This is a genomic window from Mesobacillus sp. QJM3NY_10, from assembly GCF_056173465.1.
The window spans coordinates 2,779,117-2,796,907 of the sequence record NZ_CM149675.1; the positions used below are offsets into that span (position 1 = coordinate 2,779,117).

Genomic DNA, 17,791 nt, shown 5'->3' on the forward strand with positions numbered 1-17,791 from the left:
GCACTTGTTGAAAGTAAAGCAAATAACTTCTTTTTCATGTTACATTCCTCCATTTAATTAATTTTTTGAATATATTTTACTGCTTGATCGAACCTGCCTATTTGTTGATAGTGGTTCGATAGCATTTTGTAAAATCCAATTAATTCCTCACTTTTCCCATCACTTTCTTCTAAATACGGAATTACTTTTGTTTCAGAGTAAGCAAGTGATTTTTCAGGAGACTCAAGGTTCATAAGATAATAATTTGATAGTATTTTATACTTGCGATTATCTAACTTCTTGGAGACTTCATGGACCTCTTCAAAAGCCTCTCTTGCCTGATCATTATTGCCAAGTTCCAAGTTAATTTCACCTATAGAATACGTGGTTATTATATAGTTTAGATTAATCTGTGTTTGCATTTCCTTACTTTTTTCAAAGAATACGAGGGCATCTTGATAATTATTAAGTTTCTTCTGCAAGTAACCCATATTATGATAGATATCAGGTAGCAGTTTGGTTTCTTTTAATAATTCTGCATTCCGGATCAAGTGCTTAAAACAATCTTGAGCTTCTTCATAAATTTTAGAGTGTGTATAGTTGATTCCTAATAAAATCATTACGTGCAATATCCGCTTAAAGTTATGGTCCTCCATAAATTCTTCCAGTGCTAGCTTGCCATAGTATATAGCATAACCTGGTTCTTCAAGTGAACTTTTAGCCAATGCGCGATGATATAGTAATTCCCCACTAGAAATTTCGATTTTGGATGCTTTCCCTATCGAATCTAAAATGCCATCCGCTTTTTTACAATTCCCCTTCTTTAATAACCATACAGCATGCAGATAGGAAAATAAAGCCATTTGAGGTTGGGAAAATATATTCTTTTGCTTATTCAACAGTTCAAATTGCTTACTTGCTTCAGATATCTTACCTTTAAAAATCAAATACCTATATTTAGCGAGCTCATATGTATGTAGATTTGTTGAAAAAGGGATGATTCCTTCAAACTCTTGCAGCTTCTTCATTACATCATCAGCTTCATCGTTTAAGTAATAATCAATTTTCTCATTCAGTTCACCGACCAGCTGCTTAATCTGTCCTTCATTTTCCGTAATTGATGAAAGGTTGACGCCAAGTCTCTCGAGCAATAGTCCCATTGTTTCTTCATTGGCTTCCTTCGAATTGCTTTCGATTTTGCTTAAATGGGGAACTGAACATATGCCATTAGCCAGTTCCTTTTGTGTCAAACCTTGCTGGATCCTATAAAATTTAATGAGTGGTCCGAATTGCATACGTTCACCTACCGTTTTCTTTTAATCTACCATCTTTTCTAACATTTTAAACAGACCAAAAGTACTATTTTTTAAAAATTCTATATTTTATAAATTATTTCTTCATATATTACTATAAATCATTAAATAAAGCCACCCGGATCAATCAACCCGGATGGCTGGCATAGTTGTCAGCTTTTATTATTTTACACGTGGGAAACCGAAACCAGATGCATAATCGTCTCCAGTTGCTGCTCCTGTTCCACCTTTGATGTCATAAAGCTTAGCACGTCTTTGGATTTCAGAACGAAGCTGTGAGTTACTCCAGTACTTGTTAGAAGACCAAAGCTTCGCTGCAAAACCCGCAATATGCGGAGTTGCCATTGAAGTACCACTCATTGTCGTGTAATTTCCATCTACTGCAGTTGAGTAAATGCCTCCGCCAGGAGCAGAAACTTCAACATCTTTTTCCTGGATATAGTAGTCGCCGTCAGTATTAGGGTTTCCGCGAGAAGAGAAGTTGGAAACTCTGTGAGTTCCGTTGACGAATGCGTTGTCAAGTGATGCAACTGCGATGGCATTTGTCAATGCGCCAGGGTAGCCAATAGTGTTCGCATATGGACCGCTGTTCCCTGCAGCTGCTACTACAAGCGCACCCTTGCTGTATGCATAGTCAACAGCGCTCGCGATCATTGAATCTTTTCCACTTGAACCAAGTGACATATTGATGACTACTTTCGTACCTGTTCGTACTCCTTCATCAGCAGCATGGCGAATCGCTCCTGCGATGTCATCTGAGTAACCTGAACCGTTATCGCCAAGAACTTTATAGCCCCAAAGTTCAGATTGTGGTGCTACACCATAGATACCTGCTCCGTCATAACCACCATTGGCGACAGCTGTTCCGGCAACATGTGTTCCGTGTCCCTGACGGTCGGTACATGTTCCGTTAACCAAAGGTGAACTTTGTGTAAAGTCTTTACATTGTTCGACATTATCAGTTAAGTCGATGTGGTTGCGATTAATACCAGTATCCAGGACAGCTACCTTGATTCCATCGCCGCCGCTTGTAGATTGGATGTAGTTATCATTATAGATCGCTTGAATGCCCCAAGGTGTTTGGTCAGATGGATAAGATGCCTGAACAGTGTAATCACCCTTGTCTTTTCCTTTACCATTGCCATTTCCTTCAACACGAGCGTCAATTGTGTGGATCCCAACCTGAGAAACATTGATATTTTTGTTCTTTAACAATGCCTGATATTGCTTGCTGTTTACTTCAGCTGTAAATCCTTGATTACCAAAGTCCCATCGCTTGCCATATTGTTCTTGCACTTTCGCTTTCTCGGCACTCGGACCCTGAATCAAAACTCGATAAGTATCCTGGCTTTCTGGTGTCGTAGCACCAAAAGCCCCTGTCGCAAACATGGAAACACCCATTGCCAAACTAAGTACTGCGGATCCGAATATTCTTTTCTTTTTCATTCTTTTGCTCCTCTCGCCTTCAAAAAATTTTACAGCTTGCCGGCTGCAGAAATAAGTATATTTTAAATTTTCAGCCAATATCAACTGTTAACCGAGCCTTTCTGTTTGGGAAAAATGAATACAAAAATACAGTATTGACACTGTTTTGGAAGTGTATTACCATTTGCATTTCCAATTTAAAAACACGTTTCCAACATAATAGTCAATTTCTGATCAACATGTTTCTTCCTTATATACATTTAAATTTAGTGAGGTGTACGATAACAAAAAGGCAAAAAAGAACTGGTAAATCATGATCCAAACATATTGGGAAACCGCTTGCTTTAGAAAGCATTTATAGAAAAAAAGACCCATAAAACAAGCTCCAATTCACCTCATTTCTCGGTACAAAAAAAAACACTCCGATAATTTATCGAAGTGTTCATTCTATATTGATCTGTTAAATGCTTTGCTGAGGCTATTTAGGAACGGTACATCCGGGACTGTTTTTGAATTATTAAGATAAAAGGCATGATTCGGTTTAATGCCAATAATACAGGGCTGAAGCCCCATCAACTGGAGTTCATTAACAAGTGAAACGAAGGCTTCTACTCCTTCGATTGTTAAATTTCCGACTCCATTAAAATCGAACAGAACCTCTTGATAGTCCCCTTCTTGTGATTTTTCCAATACCCTCTTTTCATTTTGGCCAATCAATTCAACATCCAGGTTTCCAAAAAGAGGCACCAATGCCGTGCTTTTAGTTAACTTTATGAATGGGCAAGAAAGACTTTTAATCTCGAATAGTGTTTTTTCAACCAACTCTTTTTTTTCAAGCAGTTCTAGATTTGTGTCCGCCAGCCGTTTACGGTGTTTATCAACAATACTTTCTAATTCCATCAGACGATGGTCTTTTCCAATACAAATGATATGACCCCTATCTCCACTCCAATTTACACTTATGTCAAACAGGGCATATGGGGATTCTTTGGTTTTCATGGTCAATTCGCCTTCTGCCCTGCTTTCCTTATTTCCCAATATATTTTTTGTTTTGCGATGGCTTTCCCAGTCCACAAGATCAAGAAAATTTTTACTTATATAAAATATTTCTGAACTTACTTGAGAAAAATCATGGATATCATATTCACGGTCTATTAAAAAATATGGCTGTGGCAAATATTTAAGATCCGACATTTGAATTCACTCCATGGTGATGACCGTCAAGCCAAACTTTTATGTCTTCAAGATTCTTAAGGAAAAGTGTCCGTTCAGAACCATATCGTTTAAATTCATACTGACTTAACAACCGTCCTCCAATAATTACAACTGGGTGGTTTGGAAGCTCTTCTAATTCTTTTATATAAGGACGAAGTTGTTCTGCATGGTATAGGATTGAAAAAGAAAGACAAATTGCATCCGGTTTCCACTCTTCAGCTGCTTTTTTGACATATTCCAGCGGAAGGTTCGGACCATGGAATTTAGTTTCCCAACCGTATTCACTAAATAGCTGGCTAGCCATTTTCAAACCAAGATAATGCTGTTCATTTTCAACACAAAGAAACATCGCTTTTTTTCCAATTGGGGATATTTGCTTGTCTTTTCCATTTTGCCAATTGTACCGTGCCAATACATAATCACAAGTTGAAGTTGCCAAATGTTCATCGGCGACTGTGATTTTGTTAGTTTCCCATAACTGACCGATATGCCTCATTGCAGGAGTAATGAGGTTTTCATAAATATACAAACTGTCTTTCGAGGCCTTGCTCTCATCTTCTATCAGTTCCCAGGAGGCATCCTGATCGCCTTTGAGTAAAAGCCGCGAAAGCTTTATAGCCTTTTCCATGTCACCTCACCTCATTCATTTATTATTGCATCTTCTGATAATGAATTAATCGCGCTTTCAAGAATATTGATAAATACTCTAGAAAGTTTGTCATCATCCGACTTTTCTAAAGCGCCGATCAATCTTTGAAAATTATCAATTAGATGTTCTGTTTTCATTCCTCTGGAGGTAAGGATTCCATTAAGCCAATGGGCATAATCAACGAAGTATTTTTCCTCATCCATGCTAGCAGCGGTTTGGAGATACTTTATATGATGCTCATTGTCCTCTTTGCATTTTTGCCTTCCGCGTTCTCCATATTTTTCGAGCAAGATAGGATAATCTCTGTAAATCCCCTCGGTAACTTCTTCTATAATTGCATTGATTAATGAGTGGTTCATTCAGCTACCACCTTGTAGCGTCCAACAGTTGGACGGATCGAAGCAAGTTCCTGATCTGGATAATTCTTTTCAAGTTCATGAACTTTTTTATATGCGTCACTTGTTATATAATTTATATAATTTTCCTTTGATTCCCAGCAAATTTGAACGGTTAATTCTGATGATTTTTGATCGTTTTGAAGCAATTGAAAGGAAATGAATCCTTCATATTCATCTACCATTCTAGATCTTTTTTGATAGATGCCTATCACTTCATCAACCTTGCCTTCCGGTATGTTCACAGTTGAATGAACGATATACATATTTCATTTCCCCTATTTCTTTTTAAGACATAGTGCCATTATACATTTCTAGGCGTATCCATTCAAATTAACTACATTCACAGTAGAAATAGTGTTTCACTATTTAAAAGATGAAGTCTGCATTGAATCTCTTCATAATTGGTGACCTTGAGGAATTTGAGTTTCGTGGATATCGGGATGTGGACAATGTATCGTTGATAATAAATAAAGCTGGATGTGAGCCATCCAGCTTTCGTCTTATTGTCTGGCTACCTTGGCGATTGCATCGATTGCCTTCTGGATTTGATCTTCTGTTACATCATAATGGGTTACGAACCTAACAAAAGTAGGGCCAAATGTACCCGAGATGACTCCTTCAGATCGCAGTCTCTCGACAAAAACATCAGAAGTGATGTTCAGGCCTTCTACATCTGCGACGACTATATTTGTTTCGGGCTGCCTGGCAAGCTTCATTCCAGGGATCGCTTCGATTGCTTCAGCCAAAATCCTCGCATTCCATTGGTCTTCTCCAAGTCTATCTTTCATCTTTGTCAGGGCAATCAAACCAGGTGCAGCAATGACACCTGCCTGCCTCATACCGCCACCAAGGCGCTTCCTCCATTTGCGTGCTGTTGTGATAAATTCAGGATTACCAGCTATGATTGAGCCAACTGGAGCTCCTAGTCCCTTTGAAAGACATATTTGAACAGTATCTGTGTATTTAGCGAATTCCTTCACATCGACACCTGCAGCTGCTGCGGCATTGAACAATCTTGCACCATCAAGATGAACAGGCACTTTATTGGCTTGCGCAATACTATAGATTGCTTCCATATTTTCGACCGGAATGACTGCTCCTCCTGCGCGGTTGTGAGTATTCTCTAAACAGATCAGCCCTGTTTCAGGATAATGGATATCCTCAGTTCGAATTGCATTTAAAACATTTTCTGGCTCCATGGCTCCTCTGAGACCTGGAATGGTCCTGGTCTGGACTCCGGCAAGGGCAGCTACAGCACCTGATTCATAATAAAAAATATGGGATTCTTCCTCCAATAGTAATTCCTGTCCTGGTCGACAATGCGTTAGAACCGCTATTTGATTCCCTTGTGTACCACTTGTAACAAACAGGGCTGCTTCCTTGCCTAATATTTCAGCTGCAGTTTCTTCCAACTCCCTGACTGTTGGGTCTTCTTTGTAGACATCATCACCCACCTCAGCAGAGTACATAGCTTTACGCATTTCTTCAGTAGGTTTCGTGACAGTATCACTTCTTAAATCAATCATTACTTTCCCCTCGTTCCTATGTAAATTTCTTATTTAATCATATTTTAACAACTCAACCTGCAAAAAACTAACAGTTTCTCCTTTATAGCATCCGGGTATTCCTTATATATACAAAAAATAAAGGAGGAATACAGTATGAATATCGAAAAAGTAATGACTAGAGACGTAGAATATTGCAGTCCTGATACACCAATTCACGAGGTAGCAGCAAAAATGAGAGACCTGGATGTTGGTGTCATGCCAATTTGTGAGGGTGACCACCTGACAGGACTTGCTACCGACAGAGATATTATTCTGAAGGCTGTTGCTGATAACACTTCAATGGAATCACCCATATCTGAGGTAATGACAACTGATCCAGTGAGGGGTACTGTCAATATGACTGCCGAGGAAGCTGCAGACTTGATGGCAGATGTACAAATTCGCAGGCTCCCAATCGTTGAAGACGGAAAGATGATTGGAATTGTTTCACTGGGAGATCTTGCCGTAACTCATAAGTTGGATGATGAGGCAGGACAAGCTTTAGAAGAGATTTCCACTCCTTCCGAACCCGAGAAGTAAAGTATTGTAAAATAACCCGCCAGGAAAAACCTGGCGGGTTATTTTTATTCTGAGATTTTTCTGAATTCCATGCCCTTTTGCTTCATCAAATGTTTTAAGGCTGATTGAAAGGTTGAAAAAGATTGTGCTTCTAATTTTATTCCATCAAGGACCATCCGCTTGACCAATTCTGGATTCATGCCTACAAATAACGTTTTAACACCCATCAAGGAGATAGCAGAAGCCATCTCATGAAGCTCCCTGCCTATTTCTTCAAGGCATACATCCTCAATTCTTTCTCCGCTTATATCAGTTAAGTCTATAATTGCCGTTTCAATGTCTTTATTATGGATAAAGTTAAGAACTTTTCCTCGTATTTTATCAAAACGCTCTGCTCGAATTAACCCTGTAATGGGTATAAGTATTGTCTGAGGAACAATAGATGGTATAATTGGCGCGGACATTTCAGAAATAATTGTCTCATATTCTTGAATTTTTCTCTCTAGCTCCTCGAGCCTATTTGTTTCCAAAATTCCAAAACCCCCCGGTGACGTAGAATTCTCCCTGCTTTTACTATGATACCTTTTCAGGAATTTTTTGTATAGAAAAAAACTGCTTCAATTAAAGAAGCAGTAAGTAAAGGGTCACCCTATTGATTCTTAATTTATAACATTAATTAAATGCATGATATCTTCATAAATCTGCTCTTGATATTCGTCATCACAACATCTTTTATAATCGTCAATCAAACGTCCGAGTTCTTTTAAAAAGATTAACTTTTCTTCTTCATTGATCATGGCAAAATTCTCCTTAACAGGACAAAAGTCATGTGTGTGGTCTAACTTATCATAGTTAACTTATTAAAACAATAATAATTTATCCATACTCATTATTATATTTTGTATATGTGGAGAAACTATGCATAGTGCAATTAAAAGTTTAGATTTATTTAAGAAAGGAGCAACCATGTTACATAACATATTCAGGCTAAGCATGCTGCTAATATCTTGGTCGACATTATTGTTATACCCCAAACGTGCATTAAAGCGGTTTCTTCCTGTTACGATATTTGTTACAGCTTTAGTTTCGATTTTATTGGTATTATCACACCCATATAAACTATGGAAAGTCTCAGGTAGTATCGCAACCCGAATTTTCAATGATCTTAGTTTTACTCTTGGCCCTTTTTTTGTTACAAACCTATGGGTGTTCCGCCTGGCCTACGGAAGCCTTTGGCAGTATTTAGGGATTAATCTGGTGATTGACTATTTATTAGCATTTCCCATCACAAAGCTTTTTAAGAAAATAAGCATATATCAATTAGAGCGACTGAAACCACTGCATTTTTTCAGTATCATTTATTCATTTGCTATTTTCGCATACGGCTTCCAGTATTTTTTTCAAAAGTCTAAAAGATAAAAGTTCATTTCAGTTCGCGTGAATGATTGAATTCAAAAAAACCCTTCCAACAAATTGATGGAAGGGTTTTTTCGTCTATTCTTCATCTGCAGTGATATTCTCCATGACCAGTTCGACCCCTTTTGCATTCTCGATATAATTGATTACAGGGTCAATTTCGTTTCTAAGTTTAGGAGTCAACGGCAATTCAATTCTTTTGTCGTCATAAGTGAATATCACTTTATCAGGTGTTAAGGTCCCACCCTCTTTTTTGTTGATTTGTTTCATCGCCGTAATTTCATCCCATGAATATTCGGTTTGTTCTAACTTCCAGAGCTCATCATAATATAAGCCATTTTTGTCCATATAATAATAATTGTCAATACTTAAGTAACCACCTGCAGCGATGATCATCAGGATAAAAGAAGCGGCAATAGAAACATTGAAACTTCTTTTTCTGGATTCATCAGTTTTGAAAAGATAAATAGCCATGATGATCAGTAACACAGGTATAATCAGTAACACCGCAATCATTGTTATGTATGATGACATCGGACTGTCAAAAAACCAGTGCGAACGGTCTAGGTAAACGGAATTGTGAATAAATGATACGATAAATATCCCAATTGGTACAGATGCGAAGAGCAGGATAACAGCAACTGTTATCAGCAAACTCCCGGCACGGTCAGCATTATGTGCACTCAAGATTTTGTTCCCCTTTTCTAATTCTCTATATTTATATAATATATATTCAACCACAAGTAAAAAATTTCCTGCTTTAATTGGCAACTTTTTTCCTAGCAAATACAAAAAAACAAGCCGGAATGTTCTCCGGCTTGTTTTGTTCTTATTTCCTCAAGTTTTCCTGATCCTTTAATCTATTTTGCTGGTCGGGAACTCTTCCTTGATCCTTGAATTCATCTATCTTTTTATCTTCACCAAGTTTTTCTTTTTCGTATTCAACCAAGCTTTGCGGGTCTTTTTTTGAATGATCCATGAAGCTTTTCCCTCCTTAGCATTAGTATTTATGCTATTCCCTTTAAGGAATATAGCCAAACCCGCAGGCGAGATGTATATATGATGGTTAAGGATCTTTTTCTCTAATCGCTTTGTATTAAAGCGAATTTCAACACACTTGATTGACTTTTCATGTGGCTATTCAGCATCCAGACACAAATCATCAACTAAAATATAGACTTATGCCAGTCCACTAGGTTTACATAAACCGTTAAGATGGTAATTAGTATAACAAAGGGGTTTAACATCAAGTAAAACAAGAAGAAAGGAAAATGTATGATGAGAGAAATCACAGTAAGCGTAGACCTAAAAGGAAAAAATTATTTAACCAACGTCATTGCAGACCATGAAACATCTGAGGAAGATATCCTAGAGATGGCACGTAAGCAAGTTCAAGAGCAATGGCTCTTTTAAAATGGCTGTTTTCGTTAAGATTGTTGTTAAAATCCTAAAGCCGATTTTAACGTAATATAAGGCCATTTTGCAGTTCGGAATTAAGTTTGCATGCTCTTTTCTCCTAAAAGAGTCAACTTTACGAAGAAAAATGGTTTTAAAATTCTATTTTGCAGTCAAAAAGCAACAAAGTTTGAGAAAAGAGCCTTTAAAATAACGAAAAGGATGTTCAGCTGCTGTCGCTGAACATCCTTTTTTATTATATTGGGTGGATTTGACACCAGAAATGCACTTTACTTTTTTGGGACATCTAAGTCTGCTGAAACCAATTGCCTAGATCAACATGCGGTACAAATTTAAGCGTGGAAATCGAAACAGAGGATATTACTTTTCATATAATTCAATAGGTAAACCATCGGGATCGGAAAAGAATGTAAATTGCTTATGAGTTAGTGGATCAATTCTGATCGGTTCCACTTCCACTCCTTGCGTTTCAAGATAATTTGCATATGAGGAAAGATTTTTCACAGTGAAAGCGAGATGCCTGAGACCAGCAGCCTCAGGGTAACTCGGGCGTGCCGGAACTTCTGGGAAAGAGAACAATTCAATTTGATAGTGACTTCCAACACTTAAATCCAATTTATAGGATCTTCGTTCTTCTCTATAGGTCTCTGAGATGACCTTCAAGCCAAGAACTTTTGTATAAAACTCTTTTGACTTTTCATAATTAGAACAGATAATGGCGACGTGGTGTATTTTGTCTAACTCCATGCCAATCCTCTTTATCTCGCCCATTTGGTAATTGTAATTTTTGTGCCAGTTCCCGGCATAGAATCAATATCAAAACTGTCCATTAACCTTTTAACTCCTGGAAGTCCTGCACCAAGACCGCCTGAAGTAGAAAAACCATCCTGCAAGACCATTCTTATATCATTTATCCCTGGTCCATTATCAGCAGCAGAAATCTGAATCCCTTTTCTTCCGTTCTCTTCTAAGACGTCAATAGTAATCTGGCCGCTGCCCGCATATAAATAAATATTTCTTGCGAGCTCAGAAATCGCTGTCGTTATTCTTGCCTGGTCAACGCCACCAAATTGGAGATTTTTTGAAACCTCTCTCCCTTTCTGACGGGCAAGCACTATATCAAATTCATTATTAATATTAATAATAATCGTTTCTGTCATTTGGCTAACCCTCTAACAATTGGCTTAATATCGAAATTCCTTGCTCAAGATCCAGTGCAGTATGGACATTTTCCAATGTTATGCCAAGCTCTATTAAAGTAATGGCGACTGCAGGCTGGATACCTGTAAGGACAGCTTTCGTGCCCATCAGGCTTGTCATTACTATTACGTCGCCCAATACTTTTGCAATGAACGAATCAATCATATCGACTGAAGTTAAATCGATTACAACACCTTTTGCTCCCGTATCTTTAATTTTATTCAACAAGTCCTCTTGAAAAGTCAATACCGTCTGGTCATCTAGTTCTACTTGAATTGAAACTAATAAATAATCTTTTAACTTTAATATAGGAATTCTCACTTTATATGCCTCCAAATCATTAAACTAACCAGAATTCACTATGTACAAATAATTTTAATCCAAGATGGTCTACATCCAAACACTTGCACGTTAGCAAATAAGAATTTAATTGGATTATACGCTATATATAAAGTGGTTTACAAATTAAAAGCTGTGCTTTATAAATGAAATGCTAAATAGTTACGAATAAATATAAAAAGATAAAAAAACCTCCATTTAGGAGGTTTAATTATTTCTACAGCTGGGTAAAGGTTTAAAAATCAGATTAAAATGTGGTTTTTGCTCCTAGGTAACGTGGCTTCCAATAGGAATTATTCATATCACTGATTTCTACTCCTCTTGAAGATCCGGCATGAATAAACTTGCCATCGCCTAGATAAATGCCTGCATGGGATGGACCTGGCTTATACGTCTCAAAGAACACTAGGTCTCCTACACGTGGTGAAGAAACAGGTTTTGTAGCATCCCAAATGGATGCGACTGTTCTCGGGATTGAAATTCCGACTTTGCTATATACATAGTTTAAGTATCCTGAACAATCAAACCCTGCCGGCGTGCTCCCTGCCCAAACATAAGGTACACCTATATACTTTTTGGATTCAGCAATTAATGAGTTTACCTTAGAGGTAGAACCATATGTCGCCATAACAGGAGTACTTGCTGTTGATACATTAGTAGCAACTGGAGTTGAAGCTGAACCTGATAGCTTTAATACCTGACCAGGGAAGATAAGATGAGATTTCAGATTATTAAAAGACATCAATTGAGATAGCGATAAATTATGGCGAGCAGCAATCGTTGACAAATTGTCACCGCTACGGACTGTGTATGTGCTGGATGAACTGGCTGGTGCTGTTGTTGCAGTTGTAGCAGCAGTCCCAGACACTTTTAATCTTTGTCCAGGATAGATCACATCAGATTTAAGTCCGTTCAATGATTTAAGTCCGCTAATGGACATTCCATATGATTTTGATATTCCCCATAACGTATCGCCTGTCTTTACGACATACGTAGAACCAGCTGTGCTTACGGCAGTACTAGCATCAGTTGAATGACTGTGCGGCGCTAAAACTGATAGTTTTTGATTTACATAGATGGTTGAGCTTGATAGATTATTCCACTTTTGAATATCATTTATAGCAACATTATATATATTTGAAAGTTTCCATAAAGAATCTCCAGATTGTACTGTGTGTAATTTATCATGAGCACTTGCAGAACCATTGAATGAAGTAAATAAAATCCCGGCTGTTGCAGCCACCGTCAAAAGCTGTTTTTTCATGTTAGAGCAACTCCTTTGATTTCGATTACAGCTTAATAGTAGAGTTTCCCAAACTAGTTTTGAATCTATAAATATTGGTTTGTGAGGAATTGTTTTCCTCTGGTAAAAATACCGTTTACATGCCAAAAAAGAGCCAAAACCTATTATTTACAGGGTTTACAGGCTCTTTTTTCCTTTTAATAACACTTTTTGTTACATGAATGAAATATAAGCTTAATCTTGTTGTAATTTTAACAATCCATGCCAGTTTACCCAGCCTTTTTTATCAGCAAGGGAAATAGGAACTAATTAATTGAACAAACAGTGATTTTTTTTATATGAGTCTAATATTATTTTTAAGTGAAAACAAAAAAATCCCGCTTTAACAGCGGGATTTTTGTTTCTTGCAAGTTATTAAAGGTTGCGCTTAATCAATTGATTAGCCAATTGATCGACCTGTTGGCTGTTTCCAGTTTCTTTGGCGGCTGATGCAATTTGATTAATCATCTGACTACTTTCAGGGTTTGTCGAGGTTGTCGAATGGAATCCAGTAGATGGACTTGACTTACCAGTATTCAATCCAGATGTGATTTCTTTTGCAAATTCTGTAAGTCCTGCAGCCACTGGCTTATTAAAAGCTGTTCCGGAATTGGAATTTTGGAAAAGTTGCCTCATTCCATCTCCCATTCGATTTCGAAAAAGAAACGCTGCTGCAGCACTCGCTACAACTCCTACAATCGAAAACGTCATTGAGCGATTTCTCTTACGTCTGTATCCAAACACTTTCATCATGTTTTGAGGTATATTCGATCTCATCAGCGTGGAAACCCATGCAGATCTATTCATCGGCAGCACCCCTTTATAAATTAGAGGAGTTCTCATAAACCCCTCCTTCTTAGTATTCGATATCTGCAAATTGATATTCCGGAAAAAGATTACATAATAAGCTGTTTATTCTTTCAAAAACGGCCTCATTTTATTGATCGCTTCTTGCAATTTTTTAGCGTTCTTATTGTACATTTCCTTAGTACTTGTAGACTCTGTCCCTAAAGCGAACAATTCTAGGTCTGCCTGGCATTTATTAAGCATGGCCAACAATAGTTTCCTCGGTTGAGGTGATGGAACCTGGAGTTGGTCATCGTATGTATCAATGCTTAATTTGCCATAAGAATCAACTTGGCCTAAAAAAACATTTTCAATAGTCACTCCTAGATTGTCTAGCTCGATATCCAGCCATCCTTTGTTTTTACCAACAGATGCTAATTGGTCATGCAATACCTTTCCATCCATGATGACAGTATAGGTCTCCTTTTCAGGAGCGACAGGCATGTTTAAATCCTTTGGTGTAATAGGAAGCAATTCTTTTTTTAGCAATACACTTAAATCGCCTTTTGGCTCAAGGACAGCAAACTCAACATCTGCTGTCTTGAATACATTTTTCTGTCTTAACAAAGAATTCAATTCATCGATTGTGTATTTTTCCTTTTTCAAATTCTCTTCCATCACTTTTCCATCTTTTATTATTACCGTTGCCTTTCCTTCAAAAAAATCACTGAACTTCTTGCTTTTAATTCCTAAGAGGTCATGTATATATGTAAAAGTTCCGAATATTACAATGGCCAATACTCCATGAAACAAATTTCCATCAAGACCCATTATGACTTCACCAGCAATACTTCCTATCGTGATGCCCGAAACATATTCAAAAAATGACAGCTCGGACAGTTGCTTCTTACCGCCAATTTTCGTAATCGCAAACAATGTCACTACAAACAAGATAGACGATATGACTATGTGCGTCCATTCATTCATTTTCTCACCTCTAGCTTTTATATTGCGGCTCTTCTATTTCAAGCTGAGTTTTCCTTTTTTGCAGGTCCGTTTTTATTTCTCCGATGACTAGCATCGTTTCGTGAAAAATTTTGCTAGCTTCAGGGATACTGGTATTCATTGCCATGGAAGATAACTGTGCTTCAATCCCTTTTATCGTTGAAAGGACCTGGTTAACATCAGATGCAATTGTCAATTTATTTCACTCCTATATATAAGAAAAGCGCAAGCGCCTTGATCAGCCCCGACAAGCGGTGCCCGCCTAATAACGCCACGTCCTGTGGCTCGCGGGTCTAGCACATCGTGTGCCTCGGAGGGCCCGACGGTGAAGTCGTTCTTTGACTTCATTGGCAGGACCGAAGCGTCTCGAGGGGCTAGGCGCTGGAGCTAGACACTAATTTAAGTGCAATAAGTTTAGACTTTATTAAAAAGAAAGAAAAGGGCGGGTTCCCCCTGCCCTCCCTGACTTTTTACTGTTTGTATTGTGGTTCTTCTTGTTCAATTTCCTGCAGACGTGGTTGAATGCTATCTATAACTGCTTGAGTTTGTTGAGCAGCTGTCTGATATAGTTGTTTAGCTTGCTGATTATCTGTACCAAGTGCAAAAGTCTCCAAACTTGCCTGAGCACTCTTTAGACCAGCGATTGTTTGTTTTACTTGCGCTCCTACAGTCATAAATGGTCCCTTCTTTCTTAGAAGTATTGGTACTGTTTTAGTATGGCAAGAGCGCAAAGAAATATGCCCGCCTAAATAGCTCCAAAAAGGAAAAAAGCCATTAGCATGCTTTTCGGCAAACCAATGGCAGGTTATTCGGTATCATCGTGTACAATAATTCGTGTGTTATATAAAACGTAGCCATTTCCCCATTTAGCACGAATTTCCATTGCATAATCCCCAGTAGCAACATTCGACTCCTCAAGGTTTAATGGGTACCCTTTAAGTCCTTTATATGCGAGCTTTCCTGTATCCATTTCCCATAAATAACATTTTACAGAATCAGGTGATTGTTCAAATAATAGCCTGATCTTGTCGTCAGTTTCAACAATAATTGGACGTGATTCCTTTACGAGGGCAGCAGGGTCGGTATTAGTATCTGCCGATGCAGTCCTTCCCCATTTCCTCAACGAATAAGTTACAGGCTTAACCTGCACAGCATATTTGGCTACAACCACTTCTAAATCAGGAGGGGTTGGTTTATACCGGCTATAAGTATTCCAACTTATTACACAGAATAAAATCAATAAAGACATGGTTACCCACAAAACAAACTTCTTCACCACCGATATCCCCCATTTCCTGAACACCAAATTGCTCCCATAAAATAGACGGAATGGTCAGTGAATAAGTTTCAAATATTTCAGTTAATTAAATTAAACTTACTTTACTTTCCTCCAATATATATTATCTGGATGGTTATTTTTTCCTGCTAATACCGTTTTCGATATAATGTAACATTCATTACATGCGTATACAATCTCTTATTTTATAATGAGTAAATAAAGGCTGTTTTCTCATTGATTGTTGCTTTTCGTATAAAACCCCTTCGCCGCATACTGAAAGGACATAATACTTGTAAAAATCCAGTAGCCGATTTTTACTTTTGGTTAAAAAAGCAACAAAGTTTAAGAAAAGAGCCTTAATAAATGATAAAAAAAGTTGGTGATGAAAATGCATGAATTTGGACATACACAACCTTCGGGCGGACACCCTGCTGGTATTGATTTTAATGAAAATCCATATATCGTTATCTGGGAAGTTACGAGGGCTTGCCAGCTTAAATGCTTGCATTGCAGAGCAGATGCTCAGAATAAGCCTGACCCACTGGAATTGACACATGAAGAAGGCAAAAATCTGATCGATCAGATTTACGACATGGGGAATCCTATGCTTGTAATTACTGGTGGGGACTGTATGATGCGAGAAGATCTCTTTGACCTTGCGGAATATGCAATTAATAAAGCGATGCGCGTTTCAATGACCCCTAGCGCCACAGATAATGTGACGAAAGAAAAAATGCAAAGAGCTAAGGAAGTCGGACTTTCAAGATGGGCTTTCAGCCTTGATGGTCCTACTCCTGAAATCCATGACCATTTTCGCGGCACTCCTGGATCGTTTGACCTTACAATTGAAAAAGTAAAATACCTGAACGAATTGAATATGCCCTTGCAGCTTAATACAGTTATTTCCCGCTACAATTATGAACATCTTGAACAGATGGCCGAATTGATGAAAGAACTCAAGGTAGTAATGTGGTACATCTTCCTGCTTGTACCTACAGGCCGGGGACAGCTGGATGCCTGCCTTACTCCAGCAGAACACGAAAAAGTTTTCAGATGGCTTTACGAGTTAAGCAAAACCGCTCCATACGATATTAAAACCACTGCAGCTCAACATTACAGACGGGTAGTATTTCAGCAAAAAGCACGAGAAAATAGGGTAAATAAAGACGAGGGAATCCGTTATGAAGATACCTTGACTAAAGATATGGCCTCTGTGATTGATGGGTTGAAGCGAGCGCCTAAAGGTGTAAATGACGGAAACGGTTTTTTGTTTGTTTCCCATACCGGTGATGTCATGCCTTCAGGGCTGCTGCCTCTAGTTGGCGGGAACGTCCGCGAAAAACCATTGGCTGAAATATATCGAAACTCCCCTATCTTTAAAGACTTGCGAAGCCCTGACAAATATAAGGGCAAATGCGGTGTATGTGAATTCCGCTTTGTTTGCGGTGGTTCGCGCTCCAGAACGTACGCAGTGACCGGTGACTACATGGAAAGCGAGCCATTTTGTGTTTATATTCCAGAAGCAATGAGGAAAAAGGAAACAACGGTTTAAAATCTCAGCTCCTGTTTTGGAGCTGTTTTTTATTCAGCATTTTTGACACTTTCATGACAACGCATAAACTGTGACATAAAGCACGGCAACCAGCACCATTCAGGTTTTAAAATAAAACTAACGAAAGGATGGTGCAAAGATGACAATCAAGATTGATCAAAACGCATTCAAATGGTTTGAGCAGGAATTTGATACACCTAAACCGTTTCACATCCGCCTTTACCCTCAATATGCCGGGTTTGGCGACAAGAACAAAGGCTACAGCCTGGCATTTTCCCTTGAAGCACCTGCGATTGCTGCTGAACAGCAAGAGATTGATGGAATTACCTTTTTTGTCGAAGCAAACGATACTTGGTTTTTTGATGAGACAGATGTAGAACTGAAGTTAAGCGACACCTCTGGTGAAATTTTCGCTAATTATATAGAACACAATTGAAACTAATGGAGTCCCTGGTATTATCCAGGGACTCT

At 38.2% G+C, this 17,791-nt stretch carries 24 protein-coding genes; 4 read left to right on the forward strand and 20 right to left on the reverse strand.

Translation table 11 applies throughout. The features are described 5' to 3' along the window. Positions 1-53: 53 nt before the first annotated feature. From AC0VX7_RS13920 to ltaE, 7 genes are all read right to left on the reverse strand, one after another. Positions 54-1,274, reverse strand: coding sequence for a helix-turn-helix domain-containing protein (locus AC0VX7_RS13920; protein ID WP_475424719.1), 1,221 nt, complete (start codon positions 1,272-1,274; stop codon positions 54-56). Between the two features lie 180 nt (positions 1,275-1,454). Continuing rightward, the gene (locus tag AC0VX7_RS13925) at positions 1,455-2,738 is read right to left on the reverse strand and encodes a S8 family peptidase (RefSeq protein ID WP_475424720.1); all 1,284 of its coding nucleotides are present in this window, start codon (positions 2,736-2,738) and stop codon (positions 1,455-1,457) included. Positions 2,739-3,164: 426 nt separating this feature from the next. Continuing rightward, positions 3,165-3,911, reverse strand: coding sequence for an STAS domain-containing protein (locus tag AC0VX7_RS13930; protein ID WP_475424721.1), 747 nt, complete (start codon positions 3,909-3,911; stop codon positions 3,165-3,167). Next, a complete protein-coding gene (locus AC0VX7_RS13935; RefSeq protein WP_475424722.1) occupies positions 3,898-4,560 on the reverse strand; it encodes a cobalamin B12-binding domain-containing protein in 663 nt (220 codons plus the stop codon). Before AC0VX7_RS13935 ends, AC0VX7_RS13930 begins: the two co-directional genes overlap by 14 nt. A gap of 11 nt (positions 4,561-4,571) precedes the next feature. Next, positions 4,572-4,940, reverse strand: coding sequence for a hypothetical protein (locus AC0VX7_RS13940; RefSeq protein ID WP_475424723.1), 369 nt, complete (start codon positions 4,938-4,940; stop codon positions 4,572-4,574). Next, positions 4,937-5,242, reverse strand: coding sequence for an antibiotic biosynthesis monooxygenase family protein (locus AC0VX7_RS13945; protein ID WP_475424724.1), 306 nt, complete (start codon positions 5,240-5,242; stop codon positions 4,937-4,939). Before AC0VX7_RS13945 ends, AC0VX7_RS13940 begins: the two co-directional genes overlap by 4 nt. 237 nt (positions 5,243-5,479) lie before the next feature. Then, positions 5,480-6,505, reverse strand: coding sequence for a low-specificity L-threonine aldolase (ltaE, locus tag AC0VX7_RS13950; protein WP_475424725.1), 1,026 nt, complete (start codon positions 6,503-6,505; stop codon positions 5,480-5,482). Between the two features lie 135 nt (positions 6,506-6,640). Between ltaE and AC0VX7_RS13955 the strand changes: the two genes are divergently transcribed. Next, positions 6,641-7,066: a CBS domain-containing protein gene (locus AC0VX7_RS13955; RefSeq protein WP_475424726.1), complete on the forward strand. Its 426-nt coding sequence runs from the start codon at positions 6,641-6,643 to the stop codon at positions 7,064-7,066. Positions 7,067-7,110: 44 nt separating this feature from the next. On the opposite strand, the gene AC0VX7_RS13960 is transcribed toward AC0VX7_RS13955, so the two are convergent. The 4 genes from AC0VX7_RS13960 to AC0VX7_RS13975 form a co-directional block, all read right to left on the reverse strand. After that, positions 7,111-7,575, reverse strand: coding sequence for an STAS domain-containing protein (locus tag AC0VX7_RS13960; protein WP_475424727.1), 465 nt, complete (start codon positions 7,573-7,575; stop codon positions 7,111-7,113). A 129-nt stretch (positions 7,576-7,704) separates the two neighbouring features. After that, entirely contained in the window at positions 7,705-7,842 is a 138-nt protein-coding gene (locus AC0VX7_RS13965; protein WP_023614008.1) for a hypothetical protein, read from the reverse strand. Between the two features lie 697 nt (positions 7,843-8,539). Beyond that, positions 8,540-9,148 carry a hypothetical protein gene (locus AC0VX7_RS13970; RefSeq protein WP_475424728.1) on the reverse strand — a complete coding sequence of 203 codons (609 nt, stop codon included), beginning with the start codon at positions 9,146-9,148 and terminating at the stop codon, positions 8,540-8,542. A gap of 142 nt (positions 9,149-9,290) precedes the next feature. Then, on the reverse strand, positions 9,291-9,440 hold the full coding sequence (locus AC0VX7_RS13975) for a hypothetical protein (RefSeq protein ID WP_475424729.1): 150 nt from the start codon (positions 9,438-9,440) through the stop codon (positions 9,291-9,293). Between the two features lie 296 nt (positions 9,441-9,736). Here AC0VX7_RS13975 and AC0VX7_RS13980 point away from each other — a divergent pair, with 296 nt between their 5' ends. After that, positions 9,737-9,874, forward strand: coding sequence for a BA3454 family stress response protein (locus AC0VX7_RS13980; protein WP_475424730.1), 138 nt, complete (start codon positions 9,737-9,739; stop codon positions 9,872-9,874). A gap of 363 nt (positions 9,875-10,237) precedes the next feature. Here AC0VX7_RS13980 and gloA2 read toward each other — a convergent pair whose 3' ends face one another. The 9 genes from gloA2 to AC0VX7_RS14025 all read right to left on the reverse strand — a co-directional run bounded on the left by gloA2 (position 10,238) and on the right by AC0VX7_RS14025 (position 15,765). Continuing rightward, positions 10,238-10,624 (reverse strand): SMU1112c/YaeR family gloxylase I-like metalloprotein, encoded by a 387-nt coding sequence (gloA2, locus tag AC0VX7_RS13985; RefSeq protein WP_475424731.1) that lies wholly within the window; start codon positions 10,622-10,624, stop codon positions 10,238-10,240. An 11-nt stretch (positions 10,625-10,635) separates the two neighbouring features. Continuing rightward, positions 10,636-11,037, reverse strand: a complete 402-nt coding sequence (locus AC0VX7_RS13990) for an anti-sigma regulatory factor (RefSeq protein WP_475424732.1) — start codon at positions 11,035-11,037, stop codon at positions 10,636-10,638. A gap of 4 nt (positions 11,038-11,041) precedes the next feature. Then, on the reverse strand, positions 11,042-11,398 hold the full coding sequence (locus tag AC0VX7_RS13995; RefSeq protein WP_102263056.1) for an STAS domain-containing protein: 357 nt from the start codon (positions 11,396-11,398) through the stop codon (positions 11,042-11,044). Between the two features lie 265 nt (positions 11,399-11,663). Continuing rightward, positions 11,664-12,680 carry a C40 family peptidase gene (locus AC0VX7_RS14000; RefSeq protein ID WP_475424733.1) on the reverse strand — a complete coding sequence of 339 codons (1,017 nt, stop codon included), beginning with the start codon at positions 12,678-12,680 and terminating at the stop codon, positions 11,664-11,666. Positions 12,681-13,073: 393 nt separating this feature from the next. Next, on the reverse strand, positions 13,074-13,541 hold the full coding sequence (locus tag AC0VX7_RS14005) for a hypothetical protein (protein ID WP_475424734.1): 468 nt from the start codon (positions 13,539-13,541) through the stop codon (positions 13,074-13,076). A 69-nt stretch (positions 13,542-13,610) separates the two neighbouring features. Next, positions 13,611-14,471, reverse strand: a complete 861-nt coding sequence (locus AC0VX7_RS14010; RefSeq protein ID WP_475424735.1) for a DUF421 domain-containing protein — start codon at positions 14,469-14,471, stop codon at positions 13,611-13,613. A 10-nt stretch (positions 14,472-14,481) separates the two neighbouring features. Continuing rightward, entirely contained in the window at positions 14,482-14,685 is a 204-nt protein-coding gene (locus AC0VX7_RS14015; RefSeq protein ID WP_475424736.1) for a DUF1657 domain-containing protein, read from the reverse strand. Positions 14,686-14,959: 274 nt separating this feature from the next. Beyond that, entirely contained in the window at positions 14,960-15,163 is a 204-nt protein-coding gene (locus AC0VX7_RS14020; RefSeq protein WP_023614288.1) for a DUF1657 domain-containing protein, read from the reverse strand. Between the two features lie 131 nt (positions 15,164-15,294). Continuing rightward, a complete protein-coding gene (locus tag AC0VX7_RS14025; RefSeq protein WP_475424737.1) occupies positions 15,295-15,765 on the reverse strand; it encodes a hypothetical protein in 471 nt (156 codons plus the stop codon). A gap of 391 nt (positions 15,766-16,156) precedes the next feature. On the opposite strand from AC0VX7_RS14025, the gene AC0VX7_RS14030 reads away from it, so the two are divergent. Together AC0VX7_RS14030 and AC0VX7_RS14035 are read left to right on the forward strand one after the other, a co-directional pair. After that, positions 16,157-17,320 carry a TIGR04053 family radical SAM/SPASM domain-containing protein gene (locus tag AC0VX7_RS14030; protein WP_475424738.1) on the forward strand — a complete coding sequence of 388 codons (1,164 nt, stop codon included), beginning with the start codon at positions 16,157-16,159 and terminating at the stop codon, positions 17,318-17,320. Positions 17,321-17,459: 139 nt separating this feature from the next. Beyond that, positions 17,460-17,756, forward strand: a complete 297-nt coding sequence (locus AC0VX7_RS14035) for a HesB/YadR/YfhF family protein (RefSeq protein WP_023614291.1) — start codon at positions 17,460-17,462, stop codon at positions 17,754-17,756. Positions 17,757-17,791 lie beyond the last annotated feature (35 nt).

Coding starts and splice junctions, on each gene's coding strand:
- AC0VX7_RS13920 (WP_475424719.1), bottom strand. CDS start 1,274: ATGCAATTCGGACCACTCATTAAATTTTATAGGATCCAGCAAGGTTTG.
- AC0VX7_RS13925 (WP_475424720.1), bottom strand. CDS start 2,738: ATGAAAAAGAAAAGAATATTCGGATCCGCAGTACTTAGTTTGGCAATG.
- AC0VX7_RS13930 (WP_475424721.1), bottom strand. CDS start 3,911: ATGTCGGATCTTAAATATTTGCCACAGCCATATTTTTTAATAGACCGT.
- AC0VX7_RS13935 (WP_475424722.1), bottom strand. CDS start 4,560: ATGGAAAAGGCTATAAAGCTTTCGCGGCTTTTACTCAAAGGCGATCAG.
- AC0VX7_RS13940 (WP_475424723.1), bottom strand. CDS start 4,940: ATGAACCACTCATTAATCAATGCAATTATAGAAGAAGTTACCGAGGGG.
- AC0VX7_RS13945 (WP_475424724.1), bottom strand. CDS start 5,242: ATGTATATCGTTCATTCAACTGTGAACATACCGGAAGGCAAGGTTGAT.
- ltaE (WP_475424725.1), bottom strand. CDS start 6,505: ATGATTGATTTAAGAAGTGATACTGTCACGAAACCTACTGAAGAAATG.
- AC0VX7_RS13955 (WP_475424726.1), top strand. CDS start 6,641: ATGAATATCGAAAAAGTAATGACTAGAGACGTAGAATATTGCAGTCCT.
- AC0VX7_RS13965 (WP_023614008.1), bottom strand. CDS start 7,842: ATGATCAATGAAGAAGAAAAGTTAATCTTTTTAAAAGAACTCGGACGT.
- AC0VX7_RS13975 (WP_475424729.1), bottom strand. CDS start 9,440: ATGGATCATTCAAAAAAAGACCCGCAAAGCTTGGTTGAATACGAAAAA.
- AC0VX7_RS13980 (WP_475424730.1), top strand. CDS start 9,737: ATGATGAGAGAAATCACAGTAAGCGTAGACCTAAAAGGAAAAAATTAT.
- gloA2 (WP_475424731.1), bottom strand. CDS start 10,624: ATGGAGTTAGACAAAATACACCACGTCGCCATTATCTGTTCTAATTAT.
- AC0VX7_RS13990 (WP_475424732.1), bottom strand. CDS start 11,037: ATGACAGAAACGATTATTATTAATATTAATAATGAATTTGATATAGTG.
- AC0VX7_RS14000 (WP_475424733.1), bottom strand. CDS start 12,680: ATGAAAAAACAGCTTTTGACGGTGGCTGCAACAGCCGGGATTTTATTT.
- AC0VX7_RS14005 (WP_475424734.1), bottom strand. CDS start 13,541: ATGAGAACTCCTCTAATTTATAAAGGGGTGCTGCCGATGAATAGATCT.
- AC0VX7_RS14010 (WP_475424735.1), bottom strand. CDS start 14,471: ATGAATGAATGGACGCACATAGTCATATCGTCTATCTTGTTTGTAGTG.
- AC0VX7_RS14020 (WP_023614288.1), bottom strand. CDS start 15,163: ATGACTGTAGGAGCGCAAGTAAAACAAACAATCGCTGGTCTAAAGAGT.
- AC0VX7_RS14030 (WP_475424738.1), top strand. CDS start 16,157: ATGCATGAATTTGGACATACACAACCTTCGGGCGGACACCCTGCTGGT.
- AC0VX7_RS14035 (WP_023614291.1), top strand. CDS start 17,460: ATGACAATCAAGATTGATCAAAACGCATTCAAATGGTTTGAGCAGGAA.